Source organism: Flavobacterium urumqiense (genome assembly GCF_900108015.1).
In the GTDB taxonomy this organism is placed as follows: domain Bacteria; phylum Bacteroidota; class Bacteroidia; order Flavobacteriales; family Flavobacteriaceae; genus Flavobacterium; species Flavobacterium urumqiense.
Window position 1 is genome coordinate 66,164 of sequence record NZ_FNVP01000004.1, and the last position, 24,539, is coordinate 90,702.

The window sequence follows — 24,539 nt, forward strand, 5'->3', positions numbered from 1 at the left end:
AACTAAATAATCAAGAAATATGAATAAAGAACAAACAATTGACGAATTAAAAAATATCGTAAAACCCTACATTGTAAATCAGGAAGCATTTGACGCACTGACGGTAGAAACTGATTTTATCAATGACTTGAAAATCAACTCTGCCAATTTGGTTGATGTCATTTTAGATATAGAAGAAAAATACAACATTGTAATTGATAATGAATCAATGGAACGAATGATCAATGTAAAATCAGCAATGGAAATTATTGAAACTAAATTATCAGAAAGAGAATAAGGTCCCTAATCTTTAAAAATAGTGTGATAAAGTGATTGGAAATGACATAGTAGATTTGGCTTTAGCCAAAAAACAAAGCAACTGGCAGCGCAAAGGTTTTTTAGATAAAATATTTACGAAAAACGAGCAAGATCTGATCTATAAAGACATAAACCCTGAAGTGATGGTTTGGAATTTATGGAGTAGAAAGGAAGCAGCTTATAAAATTTACAATAGGCAGACGAATATTCGTGGGTATTTTCCTTTGCAACTAGAATGTTTTTATGAAAGTGAGACTTTAGGAACAGTTTGCTGCAATGGAAATTTCTATCGTACACAAACTACGGTTTCAAGTGAATTCATCTATACAATTGCAGTTACAGAAAAAGATTATTTTATCCAGATAAAGAATTTAGATTCGGATGCTAAAATCTGTAAAACGAACGCAATTCCTTTTATAATTGATGAATTTACTAAAATTGCGAAGCCCGTATCGATTTCTCATCACGGGCGTTTTTGGAAAGGAATTACAATAGAATTTAACACTCCGGTTATTACTTCATCCCCAATCTAGACTTTAATTTTAAGAATAGTAATGCAATTCTATAGGCGTCTTCCGAGGAAGAATTTCGGTCGCTTTTGGGTAAATTGTATATGGTGGATAATTCGTCTAACGAGAATTGTTTATTATTAATATCCTGAAGTTTACGGTACATAACATCAATATCTAAAGCTTCATTTTTTAGACGGCCGCAGTCTAATCTTTCTAATGCAGCATTGATCATTTCCACATCAAAATCAACGTGATGCCCTACTAATACTGCATTACCAATGTAACCGATCAATAATTTTAGAGCCTCGGGTTCACCTAATTTTTTCATTTTACTTTCTACGATAAATTCGTTTGAAAGTCCATTATCGTGAAGAAATTTATACTGCAACAAAACGGCTTCAAAGCTATCTCCAATAACAATGCTATTATCGATTACTGCAAAAGAGCCAATCGATAAAATAACGTCTTTTACAGGATTTAAACCAGAAGTTTCGGTAGATAAAATTACAAATCGTTTTGATTTTTTATCAAATTTAGAAAGGTACTCTTTCCAAAATTCAGGATGTTCTTTATTAATATTTTTCAGCCAGTCGATCATACTTTATGAAAATTGCGTAAGTTGAAATTTACTTTTTATTAATTCCTCTAATTCTTTCATTGGATTCAGTGCATTTTTTAATTTTTCTTTATCAATTTTTGATAATTCATTCAAATTTATAAATTGACCAGAATCATCATTTTTCAAACCTTCTAAAGTTCTAAATTTTGACAAAATCAAAAAAGCTTCGGCGCAATTAAGATAAATCTCTGAATTTTTTACATCAGTTATTGCTAATTGTTTGAATCTAAGGTAGGTATTGTTAATTCCTCGTATATTATAATTTAGAGTAAATAAACGAGCGCCATCTATTAATGGCATTAAAGCACGCGTTTTTATATCAAATTTATTTTTGTTTGGTCCTTCTTCTTCTACATTGAAATTTTTGAAAAAAGTTAAAGGAGCATTTTTTCTTAGGGCATCATTTCCTAAAAAATCAAAGAACAAAGTGTTGTTTTGAGCATTTTTGAAAACGGTATTAGTTATCGCTTCTTCAATTTTTTGTTCTCCAAAGGCAATTTCATAATCAAAGAAAATACTACTTAAATCATTGCTGTTTTCACCTGGAGTATTCATCCAGCTGTTGTATTGCTTAGTCCAGTCTGTCAATGATTTACACCAAAGCATATTACTTCCCATATGTCCATTTGGACATAGCTCGTAACCTATTTTCTCTAACGTTACAGTAGTCTTTTTTCCTAATTTTAGAAAATAGTCTTTTACGTCTCTATATTTATCCGGTATTACATCCTCAAAAATTAAAATACTGTCTTGATCTGTGAGCAACAACTGTTCTTTTCGTCCTTGACTACCAATGCTTAACCATGCAAAACGGGCAGGAGGGGAACCTAATTCTAAAATTGATAATTCGACTGCACGTTTAATAAGAGCCATATTAATTTCGCTGGCAATATTATTTATATGAGAAAGAGGAATATTTTTAGAAATCGAATTTTGAATAAGATCAGCCAATCGTTCCCGTATTTGTTTTAAATCTTTTGGAGACTGGGAACGTTTGATTTCTTTTATTAAAACACCCGGATTACTGGCCTGTGCAATAATTAAATCTCTTTCTGAAATTATTCCTTTTACAGCAGATTTATTTGTACCATCCTGAGTAACACATAAATGAGTCATATTGTGTTTTAGCATAAGCAATTGAGCTTCTGCTAAAGAAACGTTCTCTTGAACTGTTATCACTGGAGACGACATTATTTTGTCTATGGATGCCGTTAGGGGAAATCTACCAGTTGCAATTTTTGAACGCATATCAGTATCGGTAACAATGCCTATTGGCATATTGTTATCACATACAATTACATTATTCATTAATGTCTCGGTCATGAGTTGAGCAACTTCTATAACTGTACTGGTTATTATTGTTTTTAAAGGAGAATTATTATAATTTAGTGATTGAAAATACTGCATTTCAGACTGTTGATCTGAATAGTATACATTATCTGAAATCAGTTTTCCTCTTGAGTTTTCTTTGTCTTTTGGATTAGGTGTATTTGTTGCGAAACTTTGCAGTAAAAAATTTAAAACTTCTGAATTATTAGCAACAAATGGACGAAAAGTGGCGATAGGAATAGCATAAACAATACTTTCTTCTCTAGCTTTAGCAGTCATCATATAATTATTTTTGGCAAAAAACGGACGTAAACCAAAAATATCTCCCACATGACATTTGTTTAATAATGTCTCCTCCGCATCAGCTATAACAGATAAATTGATTACACCAGAAGCCACAACGTAAAAACTGTCATGTAAAACATCATTAATTTGAAATAATATTTTGTGTTTTTCTAAATTTACAACGCGAATACTTGTAGCTATTTCAGATAATTCTTGAAAAGTCAAATGATTAAACGGTGGGTATTCCTTTAAGAAATCAGCAATGTGTTCAGCAATTGAATTCATAGTTCGACAAATAAATAAAGTATTGATTGTAAAAATAACAAATTAAATAATTACTATAAGGTCAATTTTATAGTAAAAATAATAATTTATACAATCCTTATTTTTTTCTTAAAATTAGTAAGAATTTATTATTAATTTAATAAAGTTATTTAAGTTTGCATTTATAACTAAAACATTTTAAATCATGGGATTACTTAGAAAAATATCATTTTTAGCATTGGCTTTGTTGTTTGTGAATTTCTTAAATGCTCAAGAGAAAGCTAGTCCTGCAGCCGTTGTTACAGGAAAAATTAATGGATCTACAATTAGCATAAATTACAGTAGTCCATCTGTTAAGGGAAGACAAATCTGGGGTGCTTTAGTCCCATATAATGAAGTTTGGCGCGCTGGTGCGAATGAAGCGACCACATTTGAAACAGATAACGAGCTAATAATTGAAGGATCAAAATTACCTGCAGGAAAATATTCTTTTTTTGTTATTCCAAACGAAAAGGAATGTGTTATCATTTTTAATAAAGAACCTAAACAATGGGGCGCTTATAAATATAATCCTAAACAAGATCAGTTGAGAGTTACAGTAAAACAAAAAGGTACTGCTACTATGACTGAAAAATTAGTTTACATAATAAATAATGATAACATTGTTTTAAGTTGGGAAAAATGGAACATCCCATTTTCAGTTAAATAATTTATGGTAAAGTATTATAATTTTGAAAGCATTACTGGGAAGTAGTGCTTTTTTATTTTAGTTAGCTTTAATGATTTAAATAATCTGTATTATTCTATTTTACATAATATAAATTATAGTTCAATAAACTACATTGAAATATAGGACTGTTTATCTTTATTCAAAGAAACAAACATTTTCATAACTCCAATTTTAAAAAAATTTGTTTTAATTATTGGTCTATTTGCTCCAATTGTAGTTTTAGGAAAAAATAATGATTCATAAAAAAGCCTTATATGTCAATCCTTTTGTTCGTTACAAATTATAAAACGCGCTCTATGTTATACCTTTTTTTATAAATTGCATTTATAATTAAATGCTGTTCTTTAAAAAACATTATGATGGTCTGCTTTTAATATCTTCAATCATGTTATTGCTAAATAAAATAGCAATTATGTAAAATTAGCATCTTGTTTTAAAGCAACAAACCCCGGACAAGTCCGGGGTCTATCTACAAATTATAATCTAAATATTGATTAAAAGAAACCAACTGGTTCTTTATCGTAAGAAATCAACATGTTTTTTACCTGACGGTAATGGTCTAATGCTAATTTATGATTTTCACGACCAAAACCTGATTTTTTTACTCCACCAAATGGTGCGTGAGCAGGATAAGTATTGTATTGGTTTACCCAAACTCTACCCGCTTGAATTGCTTTTGGTACTTGAAATAATTCATGAGCATCTCTACTCCAAACTCCGGCACCTAATCCATAAATGGTATCATTTGCAATTTCGATAGCTTCTTCAGTAGAACTAAAAGTAGTCAAAGCTACCACTGGTCCGAAGATTTCTTCTTGAAAAACACGCATTTTGTTGTTTCCTTTCAAGATCGTTGGTTGAATGTAATATCCATTAGCAATATCGCCTTCATGATTTCCAGCGGCACCACCTGATAACACTTCTGCTCCTTCTTCTTTCCCTATATTGATGTATCCAAGTATTTTATCCATTTGACCTTTAGAAACTTGAGAGCCAATCATCGTTTCAGGATCCAATGGATTTCCTACTTTGATTTTTTTGATTCGTTCCAACATTCTTTCGATAAATTTATCAGCAATACTTTCATGCACTAAAATTCGTGATGGAGTAGTACAAATTTCACCTTGATTCAAGGCAAACATAAGGGCACCTTCGATTGCTTTACTGAAGAAAGCATCATCATGATCCGCCACTGATGGGAAGAAAATATTTGGAGATTTACCACCTAATTCCATTGTTACGGGAATTATATTTTCGGCAGCATTGTGGTATACTTTACGTCCGGTTTCCGTAGATCCTGTGAAGGATAGTTTAGCAATACGATCTGAAGTTGCTAATGCGGTTCCTGCTTCATTACCAAATCCGGTAACAATGTTTAATACACCTTTTGGCAAAATATCACCAATCAGTTCCATTAAACACATAACACTCGTTGGTGTTTGTTCTGCTGGTTTAACCACCACTGTATTTCCTGCTGCTAAAGCAGGAGCAATTTTCCATGCTAACATTAATAATGGAAAATTCCAAGGAATTATTTCACCTACAACGCCTACTGGTTCATGTAAAACAATACTTACTGTGTTTTTATCATGTTCAGAAATACTACCTTCATCAGCACGAATTACACCTGCAAAATAGCGGAAATGATCAACACAATAAGGAATATCAGCTGCGCGAGCTTCACGAATTGGTTTTCCATTATCAATGGTTTCTAATGTTGCCAAATATTCTAAATTGTCTTCCATTACTTGTGCAATTTTCAACAACATATTACTTCTTTGTGTTGCAGAAGTTTTACTCCAAGAAGGAAAAGCTTCGTGTGCAGCATCTAACGCAAGATTAATATCTTCTTGAGTAGAACGTGCTGCTTGAGTAAATACTTTTCCATCAACTGGCGACACATTGTCAAAATATTGACCTTTAACAGGTGCTACAAATTTACCTCCAATAAAATTACCATATTTTTCTTTAAAAACTGGTTTTGTTACATTAGCCATAATTATTTTTTTAAATTAAACAATTATAATTTAATACCTAAACCAGGTATCAAATTACATTGCAAATTTAAGGAGAGAGTAGCTGCATGGAGTTACCGATACAGTTCAAATACTTATTAAAAAGGTTCAAATATATTTTATGATACTACTAAAATCATTTGTTTTAATATTTAAAATATTAAATTACAATTAGTTAGCATAAAAAAAATCTATTATTTAATTTCCTTTGGACTTATTCCAAATTTATTTTTAAAAGCAACACTGAAATTGGAAAGATTGTTGTACCCACAATCTAAATAAATATCTGATGGTTTTAAAGTTCCTTCCTGCAACGTCTTTTTTGCGCTTTGTAACCGCTTATCCTGCAACCATTTCCCGGGAGACATACTGTACTCATTTATAAAATGGCGTTTAAAAGTAGAAAGACTCATATTACATAAAAAGGCAATTTCCTCAATCTTTAAATTTGAATTGATATTGCTCTCTACTATATTTTTAAATGAAAAAGATTCTTTTGAAATTAAGGAATACAGATACAATTCAAATTTAGATCCGTATTTATTAATAAGATAAAGCATTATTTCTTCAAATTTTACAGCAAGTAAATTTTCCATATAAATAGAATCTGAACCACTTATTGCAGATAAAGAATTTAAATAAGACGAAATATAAGTATCATTTTCAATAACAAAATAGGGAATTTCTTCTTTATTAGAAGCAATATTACTGGTGTGTTTAATTAAAAAATCGATTAATTTATTTTCAGAAAAAAACAAGAGCTTACAGTAGTATATATCTTCGTTATCCAATAATTCTGTCCAAAGACTGTTTCCCTTTTTAAGTAACAACGATTGTTCTTTATTTACGGCTATTGATGTGTCGGCAAAATGGACTTGTTTTTTACCAACTTGTAGAAAACTAAACATATTCATACTTAAATTGACCTTGCTTTTAACAACATTATTAGTCATCTTAAAGTCATAAACAAATAAATCTTTTTTTGATTTATTTGTTTTCAAATATATTTCAGGTATGTTTTCTATGGCCATTTTAAAATTTTAAAAGCCATAAATGTAGCTTATATTTATGTTTACAATTACAATTATACCTCTTATTTATTTTATTTCGCTTAAAATCAATTTATCACAATTCTTAATATTACTCATGAATGTTCTTTAATTCAATTCATTATTATTTACTGTCCATAAATAGTTTGTTAAGCTTGTACGGAACAATTACTATGTTGTTTCTATTCCTGGCCTGTTTGGGAATATCTAACCCTATTACGGCAGGACTTACCCTTGCTCCTTTTTCAAGAAATACAGGAAGTGCCTCTGCTTTGATGGGCGCTATTCAGTTAGGGCTGGGAGCTTTGGCATCTTTTGCAGTTGGTATTTTTTGTGAAAGATTCTATGTTGCCTAATGTTGTGATTATGACCTTTACAACACTTTTGGCATTATTGATTTTAATTCTTGGAAAACGAAACATAAAAAAAACTATTACAACTTCTCATGATGAGGGAATTGCAATAGTTCATTAATTATAGCGTTTATTTATTGTTATTTTGTTTCTGTTTTTACTTTTTTATCTGGTCTGATAATCATCCGTAAAGATTGATCTTTTGCTAAATAAGCAATCATCCAGTTGAAGAATGTTTTTATCCTGTTGCGATAAGTTATCAATGAAACAAGGTGAATAAATAACCAAATTATCCAAGCAAAAAATCCTTTGAAATGCATTTTTGGTTTTGGTAAATCAACAACAGCCTTATTTTTTCCAATAATGGCCATAGATCCTTTGTCATTGTAGTTAAAAGGTTTTAATGGCTTGTTTTGGTTCATTAATTTAAAGTTATTAGCTAAATTTAGACCTTGTTGAATCGCAACTTGTGCAACTTGTGGATGACCATTTGGGAAATCTGCATCTGTAAGTTGAATACAAGTATCGCCTATCGCAAAAATATTTTCAGTGTCGTTAACTTTATTAAAAGCATCAGTAGCCATTCTTTTTCCGCGACCATAACTTTCAGAAGGAATTCCTTCGAAAACTTTTGCAGAAACTCCCGCAGCCCAAATTAAATTTTTTGTTTGAATTGTTTCTCCATTTCCAAAATATACAGTATCATCAATGTAATCAACAACTGTCGTATTTAATTTTACTACAACACCTAATTTCGTCAGCGCTTCTAGTGTATCCTCCTGTGAAGCTTTACTCATCGGGGACAATACAGCATTGGCTCCATCAACAAGATAAATATTACTTGCAGTAGTACTTAATTCCTGATATTCTTTTAGTAGAATATTTTTTCTCATCTCTGCAAGCATACCCGAAACTTCAACACCTGTTGGACCACCACCGGCAACAACAATAGTTAATAATTTTCTGCGTTCGCGAATGTCTTTGCAAATCGCTGCTTTTTCTAAGTTTTTAAGCAATGTATTGCGCATTACTATTGCGTCATTCAACGTTTTCATTGGAATGGCATTTTTCTTTACGTTTTCCATTCCAAAGTAACTCGTTTCGGCTCCAGTGGCAAAAACTAAGTAATCATATTTTAATTCACCATTACTGAGAATGATTTTATTTTCGGAAGGATTTACTTTTAGTAAGTTGCCCAGGCGGAATTGTAGATTTTTTTTACCGGCAAAAAACTTTCTAAAAGGATAGCTGATGCTTGAAGGTTCTAAAAAAGCAGTAGCTACTTGATATATAAGAGGCGCAAAGAAATTATAATTGTTTTTATCAACTAGTGTAACATGAATCCCTTTTTGATTTAAAAGTTCTTTAGCAAGATTCAATCCCGCAAATCCACCGCCAATTATTATAATCTCCATATCGTGCTATTTATAATACAAAAAAACATCAGTAAATATACTGTATTTATGAATGCAATAAAATATAACAAGTATTAAAAAACTTATAAAATTTAGTTCATTTTTTGTCTTTTAACTGGTTTTTCTAATGGCTCATTTTTGTTTTGCAACAAATAATTAGCCAATAATTTTTCTATTAATTCATCTTTAGTCAAATGATGAAAAACGGTTTTAATTTTATTTTTAAGTTCCGAATCAACATCGTGATTGGGTTTCGTTTTAAAGATTTGCTTTGCCCATAAAAGGGTGTTGTTTTCTTCGATACTCGCGACAGTTGGCTTTTTGAATTGAGTGAATTTGATTCCTAACTCTTTTTCGAAATCGGCAATTTCAAAAACTTCTTCTTCTTGTAAAACAGTCAAGGAAAGCCCCTTTGCTCCTGCTCTGGCAGTTCTTCCGCTACGGTGAACGTAAGTTTCATAAACGTCCGGTAAATGGTAATTCACGACATAAGAGATTTCCTTTACGTCAATTCCTCTCGCGGCAAGGTCCGTTGCTACTAAAATATTGATATGTCCTTCACGGAATTGCTCCATGATTCTATCCCGAATTCCTTGCGATAAACTGCCGTGCAATGCTCCAGATGAAAAGCGGTTGATTGCCAGATTTTTAGCTAATTTATTGACCGCTGCTTTAGTTTTACAAAAAATAATACCGCGTTCGCCTTCTTTTGAATTTAGAAAATGCATCAAAACATCGAGTTTCTCAATAGGATTAACTACAATGTATTCGTGATCAATTCCTTGATTTCCTACCGTTTCCATGTTGGCACTAACCTGTACCACGTTGTTATTCAGGTAATTTTGAATAAGTTGCTTAATGGTTCCAGGCATAGTAGCTGAAAACAAAAAGGTTTTGTGAGATGAAGGTAATTCGGCAATTATTTCGTCTAAACCTTCTTTCAAAATGGTAACCATTTCATCGGCTTCATCAAGCACGAGGAATTTGGTTTCTTTTAAGTTTATCGCTTTACGCTGAATCAAATCTATTAAACGTCCAGGAGTTGCTACTACAATGTGAGTAGGCAATAGCAGTCTTTCTATTTGTGGTTTTATTGGGATTCCGCCGCAAGTTGCCGCAATTGAAACTTCAGGCAGGTATTTTGCGAAAGATTCCAAATTTCTGAAAATCTGTTGTCCTAATTCTCGTGTCGGTACTAAAATTACTGCTTGAATAACAGGTGAATCAGTATCGATTAATTGCAATAATGGTAATCCAAATGCCGCTGTTTTTCCAGTTCCAGTTTTGGCAAGACCTACAAAATCAGTTGTGTTTGATAATAGTAATGGAATTGTTTTTTGCTGAATTTCTGTTGGTATAACAATATTCAAATCAGAAAGTGCATTCAATATGGGATTAGAAATTCCTAAATCAGAGAATTGTTTTGACATTTTTTTGGATTTTATAATTTTATAAAAATAGTTGTTTTGTAAACGTGATTTTTAGCCCCGATGGAAACGGCATCCTGTTGTGGCGGTGTTCGCCATAACAGATATAGTGTACAGTGGGATTAGCTCCTAAATAAGAAAATATTAATCTTCATCAGGTTCATTCATTATCTTTTCACGATATTTTTTCCCTGTCAGCAATATCAGTTTTAATTTGTAATCGTCAACAAGCCACTCGCGGTAATTTTTACTGCACTGACTTAAACATTTTGAATAGCGCTTGATACGACAATCGATATCATCATCTAACATTTTGCCCAATGCTTTGGCTTCTTGTAAGGTTTCAGAATTATCAACACACATGGCAGCGTGCTGTTCCAATGATTTTTCCAGCACTTCTTTTGAGCGTAAATTTAATGCAATGATTAACTTATGTTCCTCATCCACATCAAAAGTTACTACTTCTGTTTTACTAAATTTAGCTCGTAATTCCGGAGGCATTGAATATTTGAAATACAATTCTATTTCCGTATCATCACGTAAATTTTCTAGATAAAACTCCGGTGATTTAAAAATATGTTGCCAGTTTACTGGTTCACTCCACAACCCAAATCGGGCTGCATTATTTCCTAAATCGATAACATTAAATATATCTTTATTAGGCAGTTTTCTAGAACCGCGACCAATCATTTGATAGTAAAGTGTTAAAGATTTTGTCGCTCGGTTCAAAATAATAGTTTCTACTGTAGGTTCATCAAAACCGGTGGTAAGAATTCCAACCGATGTTAAAATAGCGTCCGGAGTATTCTTAAACCAGTGTAAAATATCTTTTCGTTCCTCGTTATTGCTGGTGTTGTCAAGATGGCGAATTTCATAACCTGCTTCTCTGAAAGTTTCATAAACATACAAAGAGGTATTGATACCATTATTGAAAATTAAAGTTTTCTTTCCTAAAGATTTCTCCGTATAGGCATGCAATAATTTTTCCTGCATGGCCATGTTGGTATATAAATCATCCGATGATTTTACGGTGTAATCTCCATTTATACCTACTTTCAACGAGGTCAATCCTACGTCATAACTATAGGTAATTGCTTTTGCCAAAAAGCCTTGATCAATCAATGAACTAATGGTATCTCCTACAATTAATTCATCATAACTTTCATGCATTGGCAATTTAATATTCGAACTCAAAGGCGTTGCTGTAACCCCTAATATGAAAGCATTTTTAAAAGAACTTAATAATTTTCTGAAGGAGTTGTAATGCGCTTCATCAATAATTACTAAACCAATATTGTCCAAATGTAGTTTTTCATCATTAATTCGGTTTTTTAAAGTCTCTACCATCGCCACAAAACAAGAATAATCGTTTTGGTCTGGAAGTTCTTTTACTTTGCTGTTGATGATTTTGTTTTTCACATCAAAACCCTTCAACATTTTTGAAGTTTGTTTGCAAAGCTCTATTCTGTGTGTTAAAACAACTACTTTTTTGTCATGTTTTGACAAATAGCGGCGCACGATTTCAGAAAAAACTACTGTCTTCCCTCCACCAGTGGGCAGTTGGTACAACAAATGATGTTGACGAGGTCCATTGTCGATACGTTCAAAGATAGCATCTATGTCCCCTTTTTGGTAGGCATAAAGTTCTTTTTTGTCTTCGATTTCGATTTCTAAAGTGTTTTGGGACATTGCTTATTGTTGGATTTTTGCAAAAATACGCCTAAAAAACAGTTTTATTGTCAATTTTAATTAAAAAAAAAGAGGAGTCATTAAATAAAATAGAATTATGCAACAACTTAGTATTCCAATCGTTCTATTATCGCATTGAACTCGGGTTCATTGTGCCATTTTTGTTTAATGGATTGATTATGAATGGATATTATTCTTGTCTTAAAATCGTTTATAATTCCGTTAGCAATCAAAAATATTACAGCTTGTTCAAAGGAATTGAACATACTTTTGAAAAATAATTCTTGCTTTATAAGATGTTCGGAGGAGAAAGTTTGTGCAATTTCAATATTGTAGAGCATTACATCAGCAATTATAAAAGGATCTACCCCCAAAAGAATAAAATGCTTGATGTATTTTTGAGCAACGGATCGTCTCATTTTTGGTTTGCTTCGTCTTCCTGTTTTTTTTACCGGATAATATTCATTTGAGATTTTTAGTTTGCATTCCTGTAAAAGGGTTTCTTCCTTTGGATTGAAAACAAAATTATAATACACTTTGACGGGGCTAAATTTCTCGTACAATTCGATAATTTGTTCTTCAAGTTGTTCTTTATTCAATTCTGTTAAATATTTTTTTAAATCGCGCTTGCTCATTATCAAAGTTTAAGAATACAAAAGTAAATTACTTTAGGATTCAATAGATTAAAAATCAATGATAATACTTATTTTTGTACATTATCAATCAAAAATATAGTAAATGCTCAAGATTTTCAAGGTTACAGCAATTCTGGAAGGAATATCTTATCTAGTTTTATTTTCGAATATGCTTTTTATCAAGCCTACAAATTTAGCACTTTACAAAACATTGCTATATCCTATAGGAATGAGTCATGGAATACTATTTATAGGATATATTATATTGGCTTTTTTATTGAAAAAATCTCAAAAATGGGATTTTAAAAACTTTATCATTATTCTAATTGCCTCTTTAATTCCTTTAGGCACTTTTTATGTAGATAAAAAATACCTAAAAAATGTATAAATTCATAGAGAAATTATTCACTTTTTTATATCCAATATATAGAAAATGGGGATTAGGAAGCAATTTAGCCTCTTACCTGAGTTTACTTTTAAATATTGCCATTCTCTGCCTTTTGGCTTACGCGATTTATTACGTATTCCGACTCGTTTTAGTCACCGTAATGATGGTTATAGCTCAGAAAACCAAAACTAAATTTGATGATTTATTAGTAACCAATAAAACGGCAAAATACATAGCCCATTTAATCCCGTTATTGTTTATTTATAAATCAGTTCCAATAATTTTAGAGCGATATGAATATTGGGAAGGTGTTTTTGGGAAATTGGTAGGGATTTATATTGTCATCTTGGTTTTATGGATTATTCGAACCATCTTTAATGCTTTAAGAGATTATTTAAAACTAAAGCCCAGATACAGTGACAAACCCATTGACAGCTTTATTCAGGTAGTTATGATTGCTCTTTGGATGGTCGGAATTACAGTAATTATCTCCAAATTATTTGATATTGACCAAAAAGAGCTTTTAACCATTTTAGGAGCCGTATCTGCGGTGATAATTTTGATTTTCAGAGATACAATTTTAGGTTTTGTATCCAGCGTTCAAGTCTCTATAAACGACATGGTTCGCATTGGCGATTGGATTACAATGGATAAATTTGGTGCAGACGGAGATGTGATTGAAATTAATCTGGCGACTGTAAAAGTTCGAAATTTTGACAATACCACCACTACGATTCCAACTTATAGTTTGAGTTCTGACTCTTTTCAAAACTGGCGAGGAATGCTTAATTCTGATGGACGACGGATAAAAAGACATATCCTTATTAAAACAAGCAGCATTCGATTTTTGGAAGAAGATGAATTAAACAAGCTAAAAAAAATTCAGCTGATCTCAGATTATATTGATTCTAGAAAATTAGAAATTGACAATTTTAATTCCGGTCATAAAATTGATAAGTCAATTGCTATTAATGGTCGTAATCTTACTAATCTCGGTTTATTTAGAAAATATATTACGGAATATCTTCATCACTATCCCGGATTAAATAAAGATATGTTGATGCTTTGTCGTCAATTGCAATCTACTTCACATGGAGTTCCACTTGAGGTTTATGCATTTTCACATGACAAACGATTTGAGAATTATGAGTATATCATGTCAGATATATTTGATCATATAATTGCATCAGTTCCTTATTTTGATTTGGAAATTTTTGAATTACCTTCTCAGGATAAATTTATAGCGGAATAATTTTTTAAGCTTTTGTAGAATATTTCAAGTCTCAATTCTAAATTTAAGCGAAGTATTTTTAAATTTTAAACCATCAATACCAATTTCTATAACAGCACCCTGTTTTGCTAAGCTTCTCAAGTTGATTTCCGAAATGTGTTTGGTTACAATTCTGGTGTTTTCTAGTTGGATAATGGTGTTTAATGCGCATTCCTCATCAATTCAAGCCACTAATTTTCCTCCAAATAAAGGTCCTTTAGCGTCTAGATCTTTATGCTTCGCCCATTTTCTATTGTGAAATTGCATAATTTTTCTTTATATCCGCAAAAATAAACTTTTCTTATGGCGATTTTCTTTATTTTTAAAGAAAAAAAATCATGAGCGAACGCGATACTTTTTTAAAAGAATTTAGAGGACAGACATTAGGATCCGTAACCAATCAATCTTCAACTGACGAATTATTTCAAAATGAAGTGCTTAGACCTATTTTAAAGTTGCAAAACGATTTGTTTACAGCTTCCTTCATTAATTATATTGAAAAGAATAAAACTGATTTTTATTCCCAAACGACTGAAAAGAAAATGTCGACAATAGAAAATGCAATCCAAAAAGACATCAAATTCAGAAATTCCTTAAAAGGAATGATTATCGGATTATTCACTACCGATGAGTACGCAGAATATAAAAAAAATTCTTCCAGTCTCAACAAAAGAATGATGAGTATGCTTATCGAAAGATTAAAAAGTCAAGTGAAAATAATGGAGACAAATGTTAATTCATAAACTTTAATTGTAATGATTGTTAAAAGCTTCATTTGGCTATTTTATTAGATGAAGAACAGATTAGGAACTAAATTTTAGTTTTTTACCCTCTTCTAAACATTGTATTTAAAAAATCAATGTATATGGTCCCATTTTTTTTTGCGTAAAGTTTAAAAAAGGAGTCCTAATTTATATAAGAATTATAATTTCATTACCATTTAGTACTATTTTTTGCTTTATCTAATAATTATAAGTTAAGCTTAATCTTTTATGATTTTTACTCGATTTTTATTATTATAATTATTAAAATTAAAATTATGAAGGAAGAATATTTCAAATGGTATTCCCCACATCTAAGTAGAGATATCGAAATGTTGGTTTTTGGACATGCGGGATATCCCATAATTCTATTTCCCACATCTATGGGGAGTTTTCATGAAAATAAGGATATGGGGTTGATTGATTCCGCAAAATGGTTCATTGAGCAAGGTTTAATCCAAATATTTTGTCCCGATAGTATTGACAAAGACAGTTTTTACAATAAAAATATTCATCCTAAACATCGCATAGAAAATCATGTTAAATATGATAAAATGATTTGTCATGAAATTGTTGAAAAAGTAAAAAATAACACTGCTTCAGGCAAAGTAGCTATGGCTGGTTGCAGTTTTGGTGGATATCATGCGGCAAATTTTGCTTTTCGTCATCCTGGATATGTGAGCCATCTGTTTTCTATGAGCGGTGCTTTTAATATTAAGAGCTTTATGGATGGTTTTCATAATGATGATGTGTTTTATAACAGTCCCGAAGATTATTTATTTGGATTAAACGATAAGGAATTATGGAATATGGATATCGTTTTGGGAACTTCTAATTGGGATATTTGTTTTGATGCTAATCTAAAATTAAGCAAGGTTTTAAGTGAAAGAAACATTCACCACTGGCTCGATATTCGTCAAGATAAAAATCATGATTGGCCAATCTGGAAAGAAATGTTTCCTCATTATATATCAAGAATTAAATTTTTTTAAAATTATAAAGTTGCGAGAATCAAGTATTATGTAATTAAAAAATTAGGGGATGAAAAAAATTGGAATTTTATTTGGAATGGAAGATACCTTCCCACAAGCATTTATTGACAGAGTAAACTCGAAAAATGAAAAAGGAATTATTGCCGAAGCGGTTGCTATTGATAAAGTAGTTCAAAATATAGATGGCGAATATGCTGTGATTATTGATAGAATTTCACAAGATGTTCCTTTTTATCGCGCCTATTTAAAAAACGCTGCTTTAACAGGAACAAACGTTATTAATAATCCTTTCTGGTGGAGTGCAGATGATAAATTTTTTAATAATTCATTAGCTGATACGCTTGGAGTTCCATTGCCTAATACCGTAATTCTCCCTTCAGCGGAACATCCTACTGATACGACTGGAAAATCTTTCCGAAACTTGAAATATCCTATGGATTGGCAGGGGATTTTCGATTACATAGGCTTTCCTGCTTATATGAAACCTTATGCCGGAGGCGGTTGGAAAAATGTATATCGTTTAGAAAGTAAAGAAGAATTTTGGGAAAAGCATCAGGAAACTGGACAATTAGTGATGATGTTACAAGAAGAAATCGTTTTTACAGAATATTTCAGAGTATATTGTTTGGGTTGTAAAGCCGTGCGAATAATGCAATATGAACCAAGAAATCCTCATCATTTACGCTATGTAATCGATGGACCACCAACAGATAAAAAATTATTAGCAACTATAAAAGACTATACTTTACGACTTTGCAAAGGATTGGGATATGATTTTAATACGGTTGAATTTGCCGTCCGTGATGGAATTCCCTATGCAATAGATTTTGGAAATCCTGCTCCTGATGCCGAATTGACATCAGTTGGTGCCGAGAACTTTGAATGGGTAGTTGAAGAATCTGCAAAAATGGCAATTGCTGCCGCAAAAAAGCAAAAACCGGGTAAAATGAATCTCGTTTGGGGAACTTTTATTAAAGATGCTGTTGCTGGGAAATGAAATTTTATAAAGTACGAAATGCCCTAGCCCCGATTAAAGTGGAAATCCTTTGTGGGCCTGATTTTTAAGGCCTACAAAGATTGTAACGGAAAGCGGGACACGAGCGCAGCGAACTGACGAAGTAATTAGCTCCTAAAAAAATAAAATAATGAAAAAATTACCAGTTTTTACACTAGGTGTTGAAGAAGAATATCAAATTATAGACCCTGATACAAGAGACTTGCGCTCGCATTTATCTAAAATTGTGGATGGTGCCAAAATAATATTAAACGAGCAGGTGAAGGCAGAAATGCATCAATCTGTTGTAGAAGTTGGAACCAATATTTGTAAAAGTGTTGCTGAAGCTAAATGTGAAATTAAATTTTTACGTTCCAAAATCGTTGAATTAGCCGATAAACAGGATCTAATCGTTGGCGGTGCCGGAACACATCCATTTTCTAAATGGCAAGACCAACCCATTACTGATGATCCCAGATATCATGATATTGTGAATGAATTGCAAGATGCAGCGCGCTCTAATTTAATTTTTGGGATGCATTGTCATGTGGGTATTGAAAATCGGGAAATTGGATTGCAATTGATGAATCAGGCGACCTACTTTTTGCCTCATATTTTTGCTCTTTCGACGAATTCTCCATTTTGGGAAGGTCGAAAAACGGGATACAAATCATTTAGAACCAAAGTTTTTGATAAATTTCCACGAACCGGATTGCCGGAATATTTTGATTCGGTTGCTGCATACCAAAATTATTTAGACACCTTAGTTAAAACCAATTGTATTGACAATCCTAAAAAAATATGGTGGGATTTACGTTTGCATCCGTTTTACAATACCATCGAATTCAGGATTTGTGATATGTGCTTAACAGTGGATGAAACAATTTGTATCGTCGCAATTATTCAGGCAATTGTGGCCAAGTTGTATAAACTTAATATGAATAACACTAGTTTTAATATCTACAGATTAGCCTTGATTAAAGAAAATAAATTTCGTGCAGCCCGATACGGAATTGATAACAATATGATTGATTTTGGATTACAAAAAGAGGTAGAAACTAAGATGTTGATTTTGGAATTGCTTGACTTTATTGATGATGTTGTAGATGAATTAGGAAGTCGCGAAGATATTAATTATGTCCATGAAATTTTAAAAACCGGAACTGGAGCCGATAAACAGTTGGCAGTTTTTGAAGAAACTGGCAATCTTTCTAAGGTGGTTGATTTTATTACCGGGGAATTTATCAAAGGGTTGTAAAATAAAAATTACCTTTGCCGATTGATTTTTTAATGTAGAAGTATGTCCAATAAAATTGTAAAAATAGCACTATTAGATATGTACAATGGAGTTCCAAATCAGGGAATGCGTTGTATTATTGATATTATCAGCAGATTTAATTCTGTTGTGAGTTTCGAAATATTTGATGTCAGAGTTAAATGTGAATTACCCGAAATTAAAAAATTCGACATTTATATTTCAACCGGAGGCCCAGGAAATCCATTGCTAGGTGATGGAGAATGGGATAAAAAATATTATGAATTTATTGATTCTTTGACTAAGTGGAATACAGAAAATAGTGTAAAAAAACATGTTTTGTTTATTTGTCATTCTTTTCAAATGGCATGTCTACATTTTGGTTTGGCTACTGTCACAAAAAGAAACGACACTTCTTTTGGGGTAATGACCATACACAAAACCAAAGAAGGATTAACTGACCCCTTATTTGAAGGATTAGCAGATCCTTTTTATGGAATCGATTCCAGAGATTATCAAGTTGTACAACCTAAGTTGAGTGTTTTTGCTAAAAAAGGAGCCAAAATTATTTCTTTAGAAAAAATAAGAGATAATATACAATATGAACGCGCGATTATGGCAGTTCGATTCACGGACTATTTTGTAGGTACGCAATTTCACCCGGAAGCTGATCCGATAAGCTTCGTTTCACACTTGAGAAATAAAGAAGCCAAAGAAAAGATCAAAAATATGAAAGGCAAAAAGAAGTTTAGAAATATGCTTGAAGATTTAATGGATGATGATAAAATATACAGAACCAACGAAACTTTAATTCCTAACTTTCTTAAGATCGCCATAAATGATTTGATGAAAACAAAGAAAATGTTATCTAATTAGTAAATTTAATAGTGTATGATTTCAAAATATCGGGAGTTATTTAATACTCAATTTACAGATGAAAAATATCAAGAATTTAAAGATGATATTGCTTCCGATTTTAATTACTTACCTACTTTTCGATTAGCCGAAACGCCTTTTTTTATATCAAATGAATTAAAAGAACAATTGGTTGAAGGATGCAATGAAGTTATAGCTTTAATTAAACAAGATAGCTTTAAAAATCTTACTGATAAAGCATTAGAGTTAAATCATAAAGTTCCAAACGAAGATGAACACACTTCCTTTTTAGCTATTGATTTTGGAATTTGTGAAGAAGATGGTGTAGTTATTCCTAAATTAATTGAAGTACAAGGCTTCCCATCTTTATATAATTATCAGTTTAATTTATATGAGAAATTTAAGAATCATTATCCTTTTCTTAGCGAATTAACACCTTTCATCAACGAAATTGAACCACAGGAATATCTCAATATGTTGGAAGAAGTTATTTGTAACAAGCATCCTAAAGAAAATGTTATTCTGCTTGAAATTGAACCGGAAAAGCAAAACACAAAAATTGACTTTTATTACTGCCGAAGAGATATTGGCATTCCAATAGTTTGCGTCACCGAAATCATAAAAAAAGAAAAAAAGCTATTCTATAAAAATGAAAATGGTGTTGAAATTCTGGTAAAACGAATTTATAATCGCGTTATTTTTGATGAATTAGATTTGAGAACTGATTTGAAACTAAACTTCCATTTTTCAGATGATTTAGATGTAGAATGGGCTGGGCATCCTAATTGGTTTTTCAGAATCAGTAAGTTTATTTTGCCTTTCTTAAAAGGAAAATATTTCATAGAAACCACTTTGTTAAGTGATTTAAAAGAAATTCCGGAAGATTTAGAAAATTATGTACTTAAACCTTTATTCTCATTTTCAGGAACAGGCGTGATTTTTCACGTAAAAAAAGAAGATATCGAAGCGGTGGTTGAAAAAGAGCTTTATATTCTTCAGAAAAAAGTAAAGTATATTCCGATTGTTCAATCTCTCGAAGGAAAAGTAAAAGCCGAAGTTCGCGTACTTTGTGTTTGGAAAAAAGAGAATACTACTCCTACTCTACTTTGTAATTTAGTGCGATTGAGTCGGGGGGAAATGATAGGTGTTAAATTTAATAAGGACAAAGATTGGGTTGGCGGCACATTGGGACTATTTGAAAGATAAAGTTGTTTTTTAATTATCAACGTTTTCATTTTGTACTAATTGATCGCATTGCTTTTATACTTTTGCCATTGTTTTTTTTAAGATTTTCATTTCTGATGAACTATTTTAACCACTACTTTAAATCGTCGGGTGTAATTATTCAAAACTTCAATTCAAATATTTTTTTATGGGTGTATCATTGGACAGTAAATGTATGTATTGAAGGTCTGTTTTTAATTCTAGTTTTTAATTCAATTTTGTATTTTATACTGCTCAAAATGATGAAAATTATTATTAAAAATTAATGACACCCAACGGATTATTACTTTACAAGATTCTTCTATTCTAATGTCTTTCATTAAATACTAGTCCTATTGTTTCTTTTTCAAGCAATGAGTTTGTGTTTTGTTGATTTTTTAAAATAATTAACAAGAAAATATATATATTATTTTAATTATGAAGTCTTTTTTAGTGATTTAAATAACTCTATTATTTTATTTTACTTGAATAAATAGCAATTTAAATTTGTATACAAACAAAAATCATAAAAATATATATAAAATTATCAAAAAATAATACTAATTTGATAATTATTGTATTCCGAAGTACAAAAAATTACGATTATAGTAGTAAATTTAGTAATATTGAAAGGTTGTAATAATTACATATTTTGTTTAAAATAATAGACATATCTAACAATTTGATACATGAATAGAAGAGAAGCACTTAAAAGCGTTGCATTTTTGATGGGAAGCGCAATCTCAGTAACCTCAATGGGCGTTTTATTTGAAAGTTTTACTTTACCTGAAACAGAAAAAAATCACGTATCATTTTCTGCTAACGATGAAGAAATTTTGGCGGAGTTTGCCGACATCATTATTCCAACTACAGCATCGTCACCAGGTGCAAAAGCTGCGGGAGTTGGAGCTTTTATTCCAATGATAGTTAGCGACTGTTATCCTGCAGAAATGCAAAAAATGTTTGCGGAAGGAATGAAAGATATGCAAGCAAAATGTTTTAAAAACTTCAACAAAGATTTTATGACTATGTCAATAGAAGAACGTCAGAAATTAATGGTGATTCTTAAAGAGGAAACCATTGCGGCGGATAAGGCACCTTCTTTCTTTTTGATTGCAAGAGATTTGACTATTCTAGGTTATTTTTCATCAGAAATTGGTTGTACACAAGCACGAGAATACCTTCCTGTTCCTGGTAGATATGATGGAAGTGCGGAATATACACCAGGACAAAAAGCTTGGGCAACAAACTAATTGCTTGTTGATAAAGGCTTCCTAAAAATATTTTAAAAAATCAAAAAAAAATTACACGTGAATATAAATACTGACTTAAAAAAACAAAACACATACGATGCTATTGTTGTAGGATCTGGTATTAGTGGCGGTTGGGCTGCAAAAGAGCTTACCGAAAAAGGATTAAGAGTTTTGATGTTAGAACGCGGAATGAACATTGAACATGTTAAGGATTATGAATCTGCAATGAAGGATCCATGGGAATTTCAGCATGCAGGTAAACTTTCCCAAGAGCAAAAAGCAACGCATCCGGTTCAAACAAGAGATTATCCATATAATGAAGCAACTGAAAAATGGTGGGTAAATGATATTGAATGTCCATACACTGAAGACAAGCGTTTTGACTGGTACAGAGGTTTTCACGTAGGTGGAAAATCATTAATGTGGGGACGTCAGAGTTACCGTTTTAGTGACCATAATTTTGAAGATAACGCTAGAGATGGTCATGGAAATGACTGGCCTATCCGTTATAAAGATATTTCTCCATGGTATGATTACGCGGAGAAATTTGCGGGGATAAGTGGTCAAAATGAAAATTGGCCATTATTACCAGATGGTCATTTTCTGCCGCCAATGGATATGAACTGTGTAGAAAAATCAGTAAAGGAAAGAATCGAGAAACACTACAATAAGTCAAGAATTATGACCATTGGGCGTACAGCAAATTTAACCGTACCTCACAATGGTCGTGGTAGTTGCCAATATAGAAATTTATGCAGTCGGGGTTGTCCTTTTGGAGCTTATTTCAGTACGCAATCATCTACACTTCCGGCGGCAATGGCAACTAAAAGATTAACCGTTAGACCGTACTCTATTGTGAATCATATTATCTACGATAAAGACACAAAAAAGGCAAAAGGCGTAATGGTAATTGATGCAGAAACAAACGAAACCATGGAGTTTTATGCTAAAATTGTTTTTGTAAATGGTTCAACTTTAGGATCAACTTTTATTTTGTTAAATTCAACTTCAGAGGCGCATCCTAATGGAATGGGGAATGCCAGCGGACAATTAGGACATAATTTAATGGACCATCATTTCCGTTGTGGTGCTGAAGGAACTGCCGAGGGGTTTGAAGATAAATATACTTATGGAAGAAGGGCCAACGGAATTTATATTCCAAGATACCAAAACGTAGGAAATGATAAAAGAGATTATTTAAGAGGCTTTGGATATCAAGGAGGAGCAAGTAGAGGATTATGGCATAAAGAAGTGGCTGAATTAGCCTTTGGTGGTGACTTCAAAGATAGCATGTCACTTCCTGCTGATTCTTGGAGTATGGGCTTAGGCGGTTTTGGTGAGATGCTACCGTATTACGAAAATAAAGTGTATATCGATCACAACAAAAAAGATAAATGGGGACAACCTGTTTTAGCCATAGATTGTGAATACAAGGAGAACGAAGCAAAAATGCGTGAAGACATGATGAATGATGCAGCCGAAATGCTTGAAGCATCCGGAATCAAAAATGTAAAAACCTACGATAATGATTGTTATCCAGGTATGGCTATACACGAAATGGGAACGGCCAGAATGGGTAATGATCCTAAAGATTCTGTATTAAATAAATGGAATCAACTGCACGAAGTAAGTAATGTATTTGTTACAGATGGTTCTTGCATGCCCTCTATCGCTTGCCAAAATCCTTCACTTACATTTATGGCCTTGACAGCTCGAGCCTGTGATTATGCTGTAAAAGAATTAAAAAAAGGCAATATTTAGGTCCATCATTATGAGAAAATTAAGAATGGGAATGGTTGGTGGTGGAAAGGATGCTTTTATCGGAGCGATTCATCGTATTGCCGCCAATATTGATGGATTAATTGAATTGCATTGTGGTGCTTTTAGTTCCAACCCAGAAACTTCAATAGCTTCAGGAAAAGAATTTTTTCTGCCAGAATCAAAATGTTACAGATCTTATCCTGAAATGTTTGCAACAGAAAATAGCATTCCAAAAGAGCAACGTATGGATTTCGTAACCATTGTTACGCCTAATTTTGCTCATTTTGCCCCGGCAATGATGGCTTTAGATTATGGTTTTCACGTTGTTATTGACAAGCCAATGACACTAAGTCTTGACGAAGCCAAACAATTACAACAAAAAGTGAAAGAAACAGGATTGATTTTGTGTCTCACACACACTTATTCCGCTTACCCGATGGTAAAACAAGCCCGAAAAATGGTTGCTGACAATCAGTTTGGAGCAATTAGAAAAGTAATGGTTGAATATCCGCAAGGCTGGTTGAGTACTTTATCAGAAAGCGAGGGAAATAAACAAGCAATTTGGCGAACTGATCCTTCAAAAAGCGGTATCAGCGGTTGTATGGGAGATATTGGAACCCACGCATCACAATTGGCAGAATATATCTCTGGATTAAAGATTACAAAGCTATGCGCTGATATCAATATCGTTGTTCAAGGAAGAAAACTTGATGATGACGGTAACGTATTACTAAAATTTGATAATGGAGCTAATGGTATTTTAGTAGCATCACAAATTGCTTCTGGAGAAGAAAATAGTTTAAAAATTAAAATTTATGGTGAAAAGGGAGGTTTAGAATGGCATCAAATGGAACCCAACACTTTATTGGTAAAATGGCCGGATGCTCCAACTCAAATCTATCGTACAGGAAATAACTATTTATCTGATAGTGCAATGTTTAATACCCGCACCCCGAGTGGTCATCCAGAAGGTTATCTGGAAGCTTTCGCTAATTTATATAAAAATTTTGCTTTGACTTTAATAGCCCAATCCGAAGGAAAAGAACCCACGGAAGAAATGATTGATTTTCCGACGGTTGCTGATGGAGTTCGAGGAATGGCTTTCATAGAAAATGTAATAGCATCAGGAAAATCAGAGCAAAAATGGTTCGATTTTAAGATTTAAAA

General features: G+C 32.2%; 23 protein-coding genes. 15 read left to right on the forward strand and 8 right to left on the reverse strand.

Translation table 11 applies throughout. The features are described from left to right. Nucleotides 1-19: 19 nt before the first annotated feature. Both C4S35_RS06700 and C4S35_RS06705 read left to right on the forward strand, forming a co-directional pair. Nucleotides 20-277, forward strand: a complete 258-nt coding sequence (locus C4S35_RS06700; RefSeq protein WP_103999440.1) for an acyl carrier protein — start codon at nt 20-22, stop codon at nt 275-277. Between the two features lie 31 nt (nt 278-308). After that, entirely contained in the window at nt 309-830 is a 522-nt protein-coding gene (locus tag C4S35_RS06705; RefSeq protein WP_103999441.1) for a 4'-phosphopantetheinyl transferase family protein, read from the forward strand. Here the strand turns inward: C4S35_RS06705 and C4S35_RS06710 are convergent. Both C4S35_RS06710 and C4S35_RS06715 read right to left on the reverse strand, forming a co-directional pair. Continuing rightward, on the reverse strand, nt 811-1,407 hold the full coding sequence (locus C4S35_RS06710; protein WP_103999442.1) for a 3'-5' exonuclease: 597 nt from the start codon (nt 1,405-1,407) through the stop codon (nt 811-813). The two genes, C4S35_RS06705 and C4S35_RS06710, sit on opposite strands and share 20 nt — an antisense overlap. Before the next feature lie 3 nt (nt 1,408-1,410). Then, the gene (locus tag C4S35_RS06715; protein ID WP_103999443.1) at nt 1,411-3,327 is read right to left on the reverse strand and encodes a DUF294 nucleotidyltransferase-like domain-containing protein; all 1,917 of its coding nucleotides are present in this window, start codon (nt 3,325-3,327) and stop codon (nt 1,411-1,413) included. Between the two features lie 184 nt (nt 3,328-3,511). Between C4S35_RS06715 and C4S35_RS06720 the strand changes: the two genes are divergently transcribed. After that, nucleotides 3,512-4,015, forward strand: coding sequence for a DUF2911 domain-containing protein (locus C4S35_RS06720; RefSeq protein WP_103999444.1), 504 nt, complete (start codon nt 3,512-3,514; stop codon nt 4,013-4,015). A 515-nt stretch (nt 4,016-4,530) separates the two neighbouring features. Here the strand turns inward: C4S35_RS06720 and C4S35_RS06725 are convergent. Together C4S35_RS06725 and C4S35_RS06730 are read right to left on the reverse strand one after the other, a co-directional pair. Next, on the reverse strand, nt 4,531-6,033 hold the full coding sequence (locus C4S35_RS06725) for an aldehyde dehydrogenase family protein (RefSeq protein WP_103999445.1): 1,503 nt from the start codon (nt 6,031-6,033) through the stop codon (nt 4,531-4,533). A gap of 212 nt (nt 6,034-6,245) precedes the next feature. After that, on the reverse strand, nt 6,246-7,082 hold the full coding sequence (locus C4S35_RS06730) for a helix-turn-helix domain-containing protein (protein ID WP_103999446.1): 837 nt from the start codon (nt 7,080-7,082) through the stop codon (nt 6,246-6,248). Nucleotides 7,083-7,201: 119 nt separating this feature from the next. On the opposite strand from C4S35_RS06730, the gene C4S35_RS06735 reads away from it, so the two are divergent. Continuing rightward, nucleotides 7,202-7,456, forward strand: coding sequence for a hypothetical protein (locus C4S35_RS06735; RefSeq protein WP_244175206.1), 255 nt, complete (start codon nt 7,202-7,204; stop codon nt 7,454-7,456). A 137-nt stretch (nt 7,457-7,593) separates the two neighbouring features. On the opposite strand, the gene C4S35_RS06740 is transcribed toward C4S35_RS06735, so the two are convergent. The 4 genes from C4S35_RS06740 to C4S35_RS06755 all read right to left on the reverse strand — a co-directional run bounded on the left by C4S35_RS06740 (nt 7,594) and on the right by C4S35_RS06755 (nt 12,619). After that, complete coding sequence (locus C4S35_RS06740) at nt 7,594-8,868, reverse strand: NAD(P)/FAD-dependent oxidoreductase (RefSeq protein WP_103999447.1); 1,275 nt, start codon at nt 8,866-8,868, stop codon at nt 7,594-7,596. A 92-nt stretch (nt 8,869-8,960) separates the two neighbouring features. Then, on the reverse strand, nt 8,961-10,298 hold the full coding sequence (locus tag C4S35_RS06745; protein ID WP_103999448.1) for a DEAD/DEAH box helicase: 1,338 nt from the start codon (nt 10,296-10,298) through the stop codon (nt 8,961-8,963). Nucleotides 10,299-10,439: 141 nt separating this feature from the next. After that, entirely contained in the window at nt 10,440-11,984 is a 1,545-nt protein-coding gene (locus C4S35_RS06750; protein ID WP_103999449.1) for a DEAD/DEAH box helicase, read from the reverse strand. A 107-nt stretch (nt 11,985-12,091) separates the two neighbouring features. After that, nucleotides 12,092-12,619 carry a DUF6155 family protein gene (locus C4S35_RS06755; RefSeq protein ID WP_103999450.1) on the reverse strand — a complete coding sequence of 176 codons (528 nt, stop codon included), beginning with the start codon at nt 12,617-12,619 and terminating at the stop codon, nt 12,092-12,094. 103 nt (nt 12,620-12,722) lie between these two features. On the opposite strand from C4S35_RS06755, the gene C4S35_RS06760 reads away from it, so the two are divergent. The 11 genes from C4S35_RS06760 (at nt 12,723) to C4S35_RS06810 (ending at nt 24,537) form a co-directional block, all read left to right on the forward strand. Continuing rightward, a complete protein-coding gene (locus tag C4S35_RS06760; protein ID WP_103999451.1) occupies nt 12,723-13,007 on the forward strand; it encodes a DUF3817 domain-containing protein in 285 nt (94 codons plus the stop codon). Continuing rightward, the gene (locus C4S35_RS06765) at nt 13,000-14,259 is read left to right on the forward strand and encodes a mechanosensitive ion channel family protein (RefSeq protein WP_103999452.1); all 1,260 of its coding nucleotides are present in this window, start codon (nt 13,000-13,002) and stop codon (nt 14,257-14,259) included. The genes C4S35_RS06760 and C4S35_RS06765 overlap by 8 nt, the downstream gene beginning before the upstream one ends. Before the next feature lie 356 nt (nt 14,260-14,615). Beyond that, on the forward strand, nt 14,616-15,020 hold the full coding sequence (locus tag C4S35_RS06770; RefSeq protein ID WP_103999453.1) for a glyoxalase: 405 nt from the start codon (nt 14,616-14,618) through the stop codon (nt 15,018-15,020). A 296-nt stretch (nt 15,021-15,316) separates the two neighbouring features. Beyond that, nucleotides 15,317-16,030 (forward strand): esterase family protein, encoded by a 714-nt coding sequence (locus C4S35_RS06775; protein WP_103999454.1) that lies wholly within the window; start codon nt 15,317-15,319, stop codon nt 16,028-16,030. A gap of 49 nt (nt 16,031-16,079) precedes the next feature. Beyond that, nucleotides 16,080-17,027 carry an ATP-grasp domain-containing protein gene (locus tag C4S35_RS06780; RefSeq protein ID WP_103999455.1) on the forward strand — a complete coding sequence of 316 codons (948 nt, stop codon included), beginning with the start codon at nt 16,080-16,082 and terminating at the stop codon, nt 17,025-17,027. Nucleotides 17,028-17,175: 148 nt separating this feature from the next. Continuing rightward, nucleotides 17,176-18,282: a carboxylate-amine ligase gene (locus C4S35_RS06785; RefSeq protein ID WP_103999456.1), complete on the forward strand. Its 1,107-nt coding sequence runs from the start codon at nt 17,176-17,178 to the stop codon at nt 18,280-18,282. 42 nt (nt 18,283-18,324) lie between these two features. Continuing rightward, on the forward strand, nt 18,325-19,155 hold the full coding sequence (locus C4S35_RS06790; protein WP_103999457.1) for a type 1 glutamine amidotransferase: 831 nt from the start codon (nt 18,325-18,327) through the stop codon (nt 19,153-19,155). Nucleotides 19,156-19,170: 15 nt separating this feature from the next. Beyond that, nucleotides 19,171-20,361 (forward strand): ATP-grasp domain-containing protein, encoded by a 1,191-nt coding sequence (locus C4S35_RS06795; protein WP_103999458.1) that lies wholly within the window; start codon nt 19,171-19,173, stop codon nt 20,359-20,361. A 686-nt stretch (nt 20,362-21,047) separates the two neighbouring features. Continuing rightward, nucleotides 21,048-21,611, forward strand: coding sequence for a gluconate 2-dehydrogenase subunit 3 family protein (locus C4S35_RS06800; protein ID WP_103999459.1), 564 nt, complete (start codon nt 21,048-21,050; stop codon nt 21,609-21,611). 57 nt (nt 21,612-21,668) lie between these two features. Next, nucleotides 21,669-23,372: a GMC oxidoreductase gene (locus tag C4S35_RS06805; RefSeq protein ID WP_103999460.1), complete on the forward strand. Its 1,704-nt coding sequence runs from the start codon at nt 21,669-21,671 to the stop codon at nt 23,370-23,372. A 10-nt stretch (nt 23,373-23,382) separates the two neighbouring features. Beyond that, a complete protein-coding gene (locus C4S35_RS06810) occupies nt 23,383-24,537 on the forward strand; it encodes a Gfo/Idh/MocA family protein (RefSeq protein ID WP_244175207.1) in 1,155 nt (384 codons plus the stop codon). The last annotated feature ends 2 nt before the right edge of the window (nt 24,538-24,539 follow it).

What these genes read in the sequence shown, in the direction of transcription:
- C4S35_RS06750 (WP_103999449.1), bottom strand. Translation starts at nt 11,984, where the DNA reads ATGTCCCAAAACACTTTAGAAATCGAAATCGAAGACAAAAAAGAACTT.
- C4S35_RS06730 (WP_103999446.1), bottom strand. Translation starts at nt 7,082, where the DNA reads ATGGCCATAGAAAACATACCTGAAATATATTTGAAAACAAATAAATCA.
- C4S35_RS06740 (WP_103999447.1), bottom strand. Translation starts at nt 8,868, where the DNA reads ATGGAGATTATAATAATTGGCGGTGGATTTGCGGGATTGAATCTTGCT.
- C4S35_RS06760 (WP_103999451.1), top strand. Translation starts at nt 12,723, where the DNA reads ATGCTCAAGATTTTCAAGGTTACAGCAATTCTGGAAGGAATATCTTAT.
- C4S35_RS06810 (WP_244175207.1), top strand. Translation starts at nt 23,383, where the DNA reads ATGAGAAAATTAAGAATGGGAATGGTTGGTGGTGGAAAGGATGCTTTT.
- C4S35_RS06770 (WP_103999453.1), top strand. Translation starts at nt 14,616, where the DNA reads ATGAGCGAACGCGATACTTTTTTAAAAGAATTTAGAGGACAGACATTA.
- C4S35_RS06720 (WP_103999444.1), top strand. Translation starts at nt 3,512, where the DNA reads ATGGGATTACTTAGAAAAATATCATTTTTAGCATTGGCTTTGTTGTTT.
- C4S35_RS06795 (WP_103999458.1), top strand. Translation starts at nt 19,171, where the DNA reads ATGATTTCAAAATATCGGGAGTTATTTAATACTCAATTTACAGATGAA.
- C4S35_RS06785 (WP_103999456.1), top strand. Translation starts at nt 17,176, where the DNA reads ATGAAAAAATTACCAGTTTTTACACTAGGTGTTGAAGAAGAATATCAA.
- C4S35_RS06765 (WP_103999452.1), top strand. Translation starts at nt 13,000, where the DNA reads ATGTATAAATTCATAGAGAAATTATTCACTTTTTTATATCCAATATAT.
- C4S35_RS06735 (WP_244175206.1), top strand. Translation starts at nt 7,202, where the DNA reads ATGTTCTTTAATTCAATTCATTATTATTTACTGTCCATAAATAGTTTG.
- C4S35_RS06775 (WP_103999454.1), top strand. Translation starts at nt 15,317, where the DNA reads ATGAAGGAAGAATATTTCAAATGGTATTCCCCACATCTAAGTAGAGAT.
- C4S35_RS06700 (WP_103999440.1), top strand. Translation starts at nt 20, where the DNA reads ATGAATAAAGAACAAACAATTGACGAATTAAAAAATATCGTAAAACCC.
- C4S35_RS06715 (WP_103999443.1), bottom strand. Translation starts at nt 3,327, where the DNA reads ATGAATTCAATTGCTGAACACATTGCTGATTTCTTAAAGGAATACCCA.
- C4S35_RS06780 (WP_103999455.1), top strand. Translation starts at nt 16,080, where the DNA reads ATGAAAAAAATTGGAATTTTATTTGGAATGGAAGATACCTTCCCACAA.
- C4S35_RS06745 (WP_103999448.1), bottom strand. Translation starts at nt 10,298, where the DNA reads ATGTCAAAACAATTCTCTGATTTAGGAATTTCTAATCCCATATTGAAT.
- C4S35_RS06725 (WP_103999445.1), bottom strand. Translation starts at nt 6,033, where the DNA reads ATGGCTAATGTAACAAAACCAGTTTTTAAAGAAAAATATGGTAATTTT.
- C4S35_RS06800 (WP_103999459.1), top strand. Translation starts at nt 21,048, where the DNA reads ATGAATAGAAGAGAAGCACTTAAAAGCGTTGCATTTTTGATGGGAAGC.
- C4S35_RS06755 (WP_103999450.1), bottom strand. Translation starts at nt 12,619, where the DNA reads ATGAGCAAGCGCGATTTAAAAAAATATTTAACAGAATTGAATAAAGAA.
- C4S35_RS06710 (WP_103999442.1), bottom strand. Translation starts at nt 1,407, where the DNA reads ATGATCGACTGGCTGAAAAATATTAATAAAGAACATCCTGAATTTTGG.
- C4S35_RS06790 (WP_103999457.1), top strand. Translation starts at nt 18,325, where the DNA reads ATGTCCAATAAAATTGTAAAAATAGCACTATTAGATATGTACAATGGA.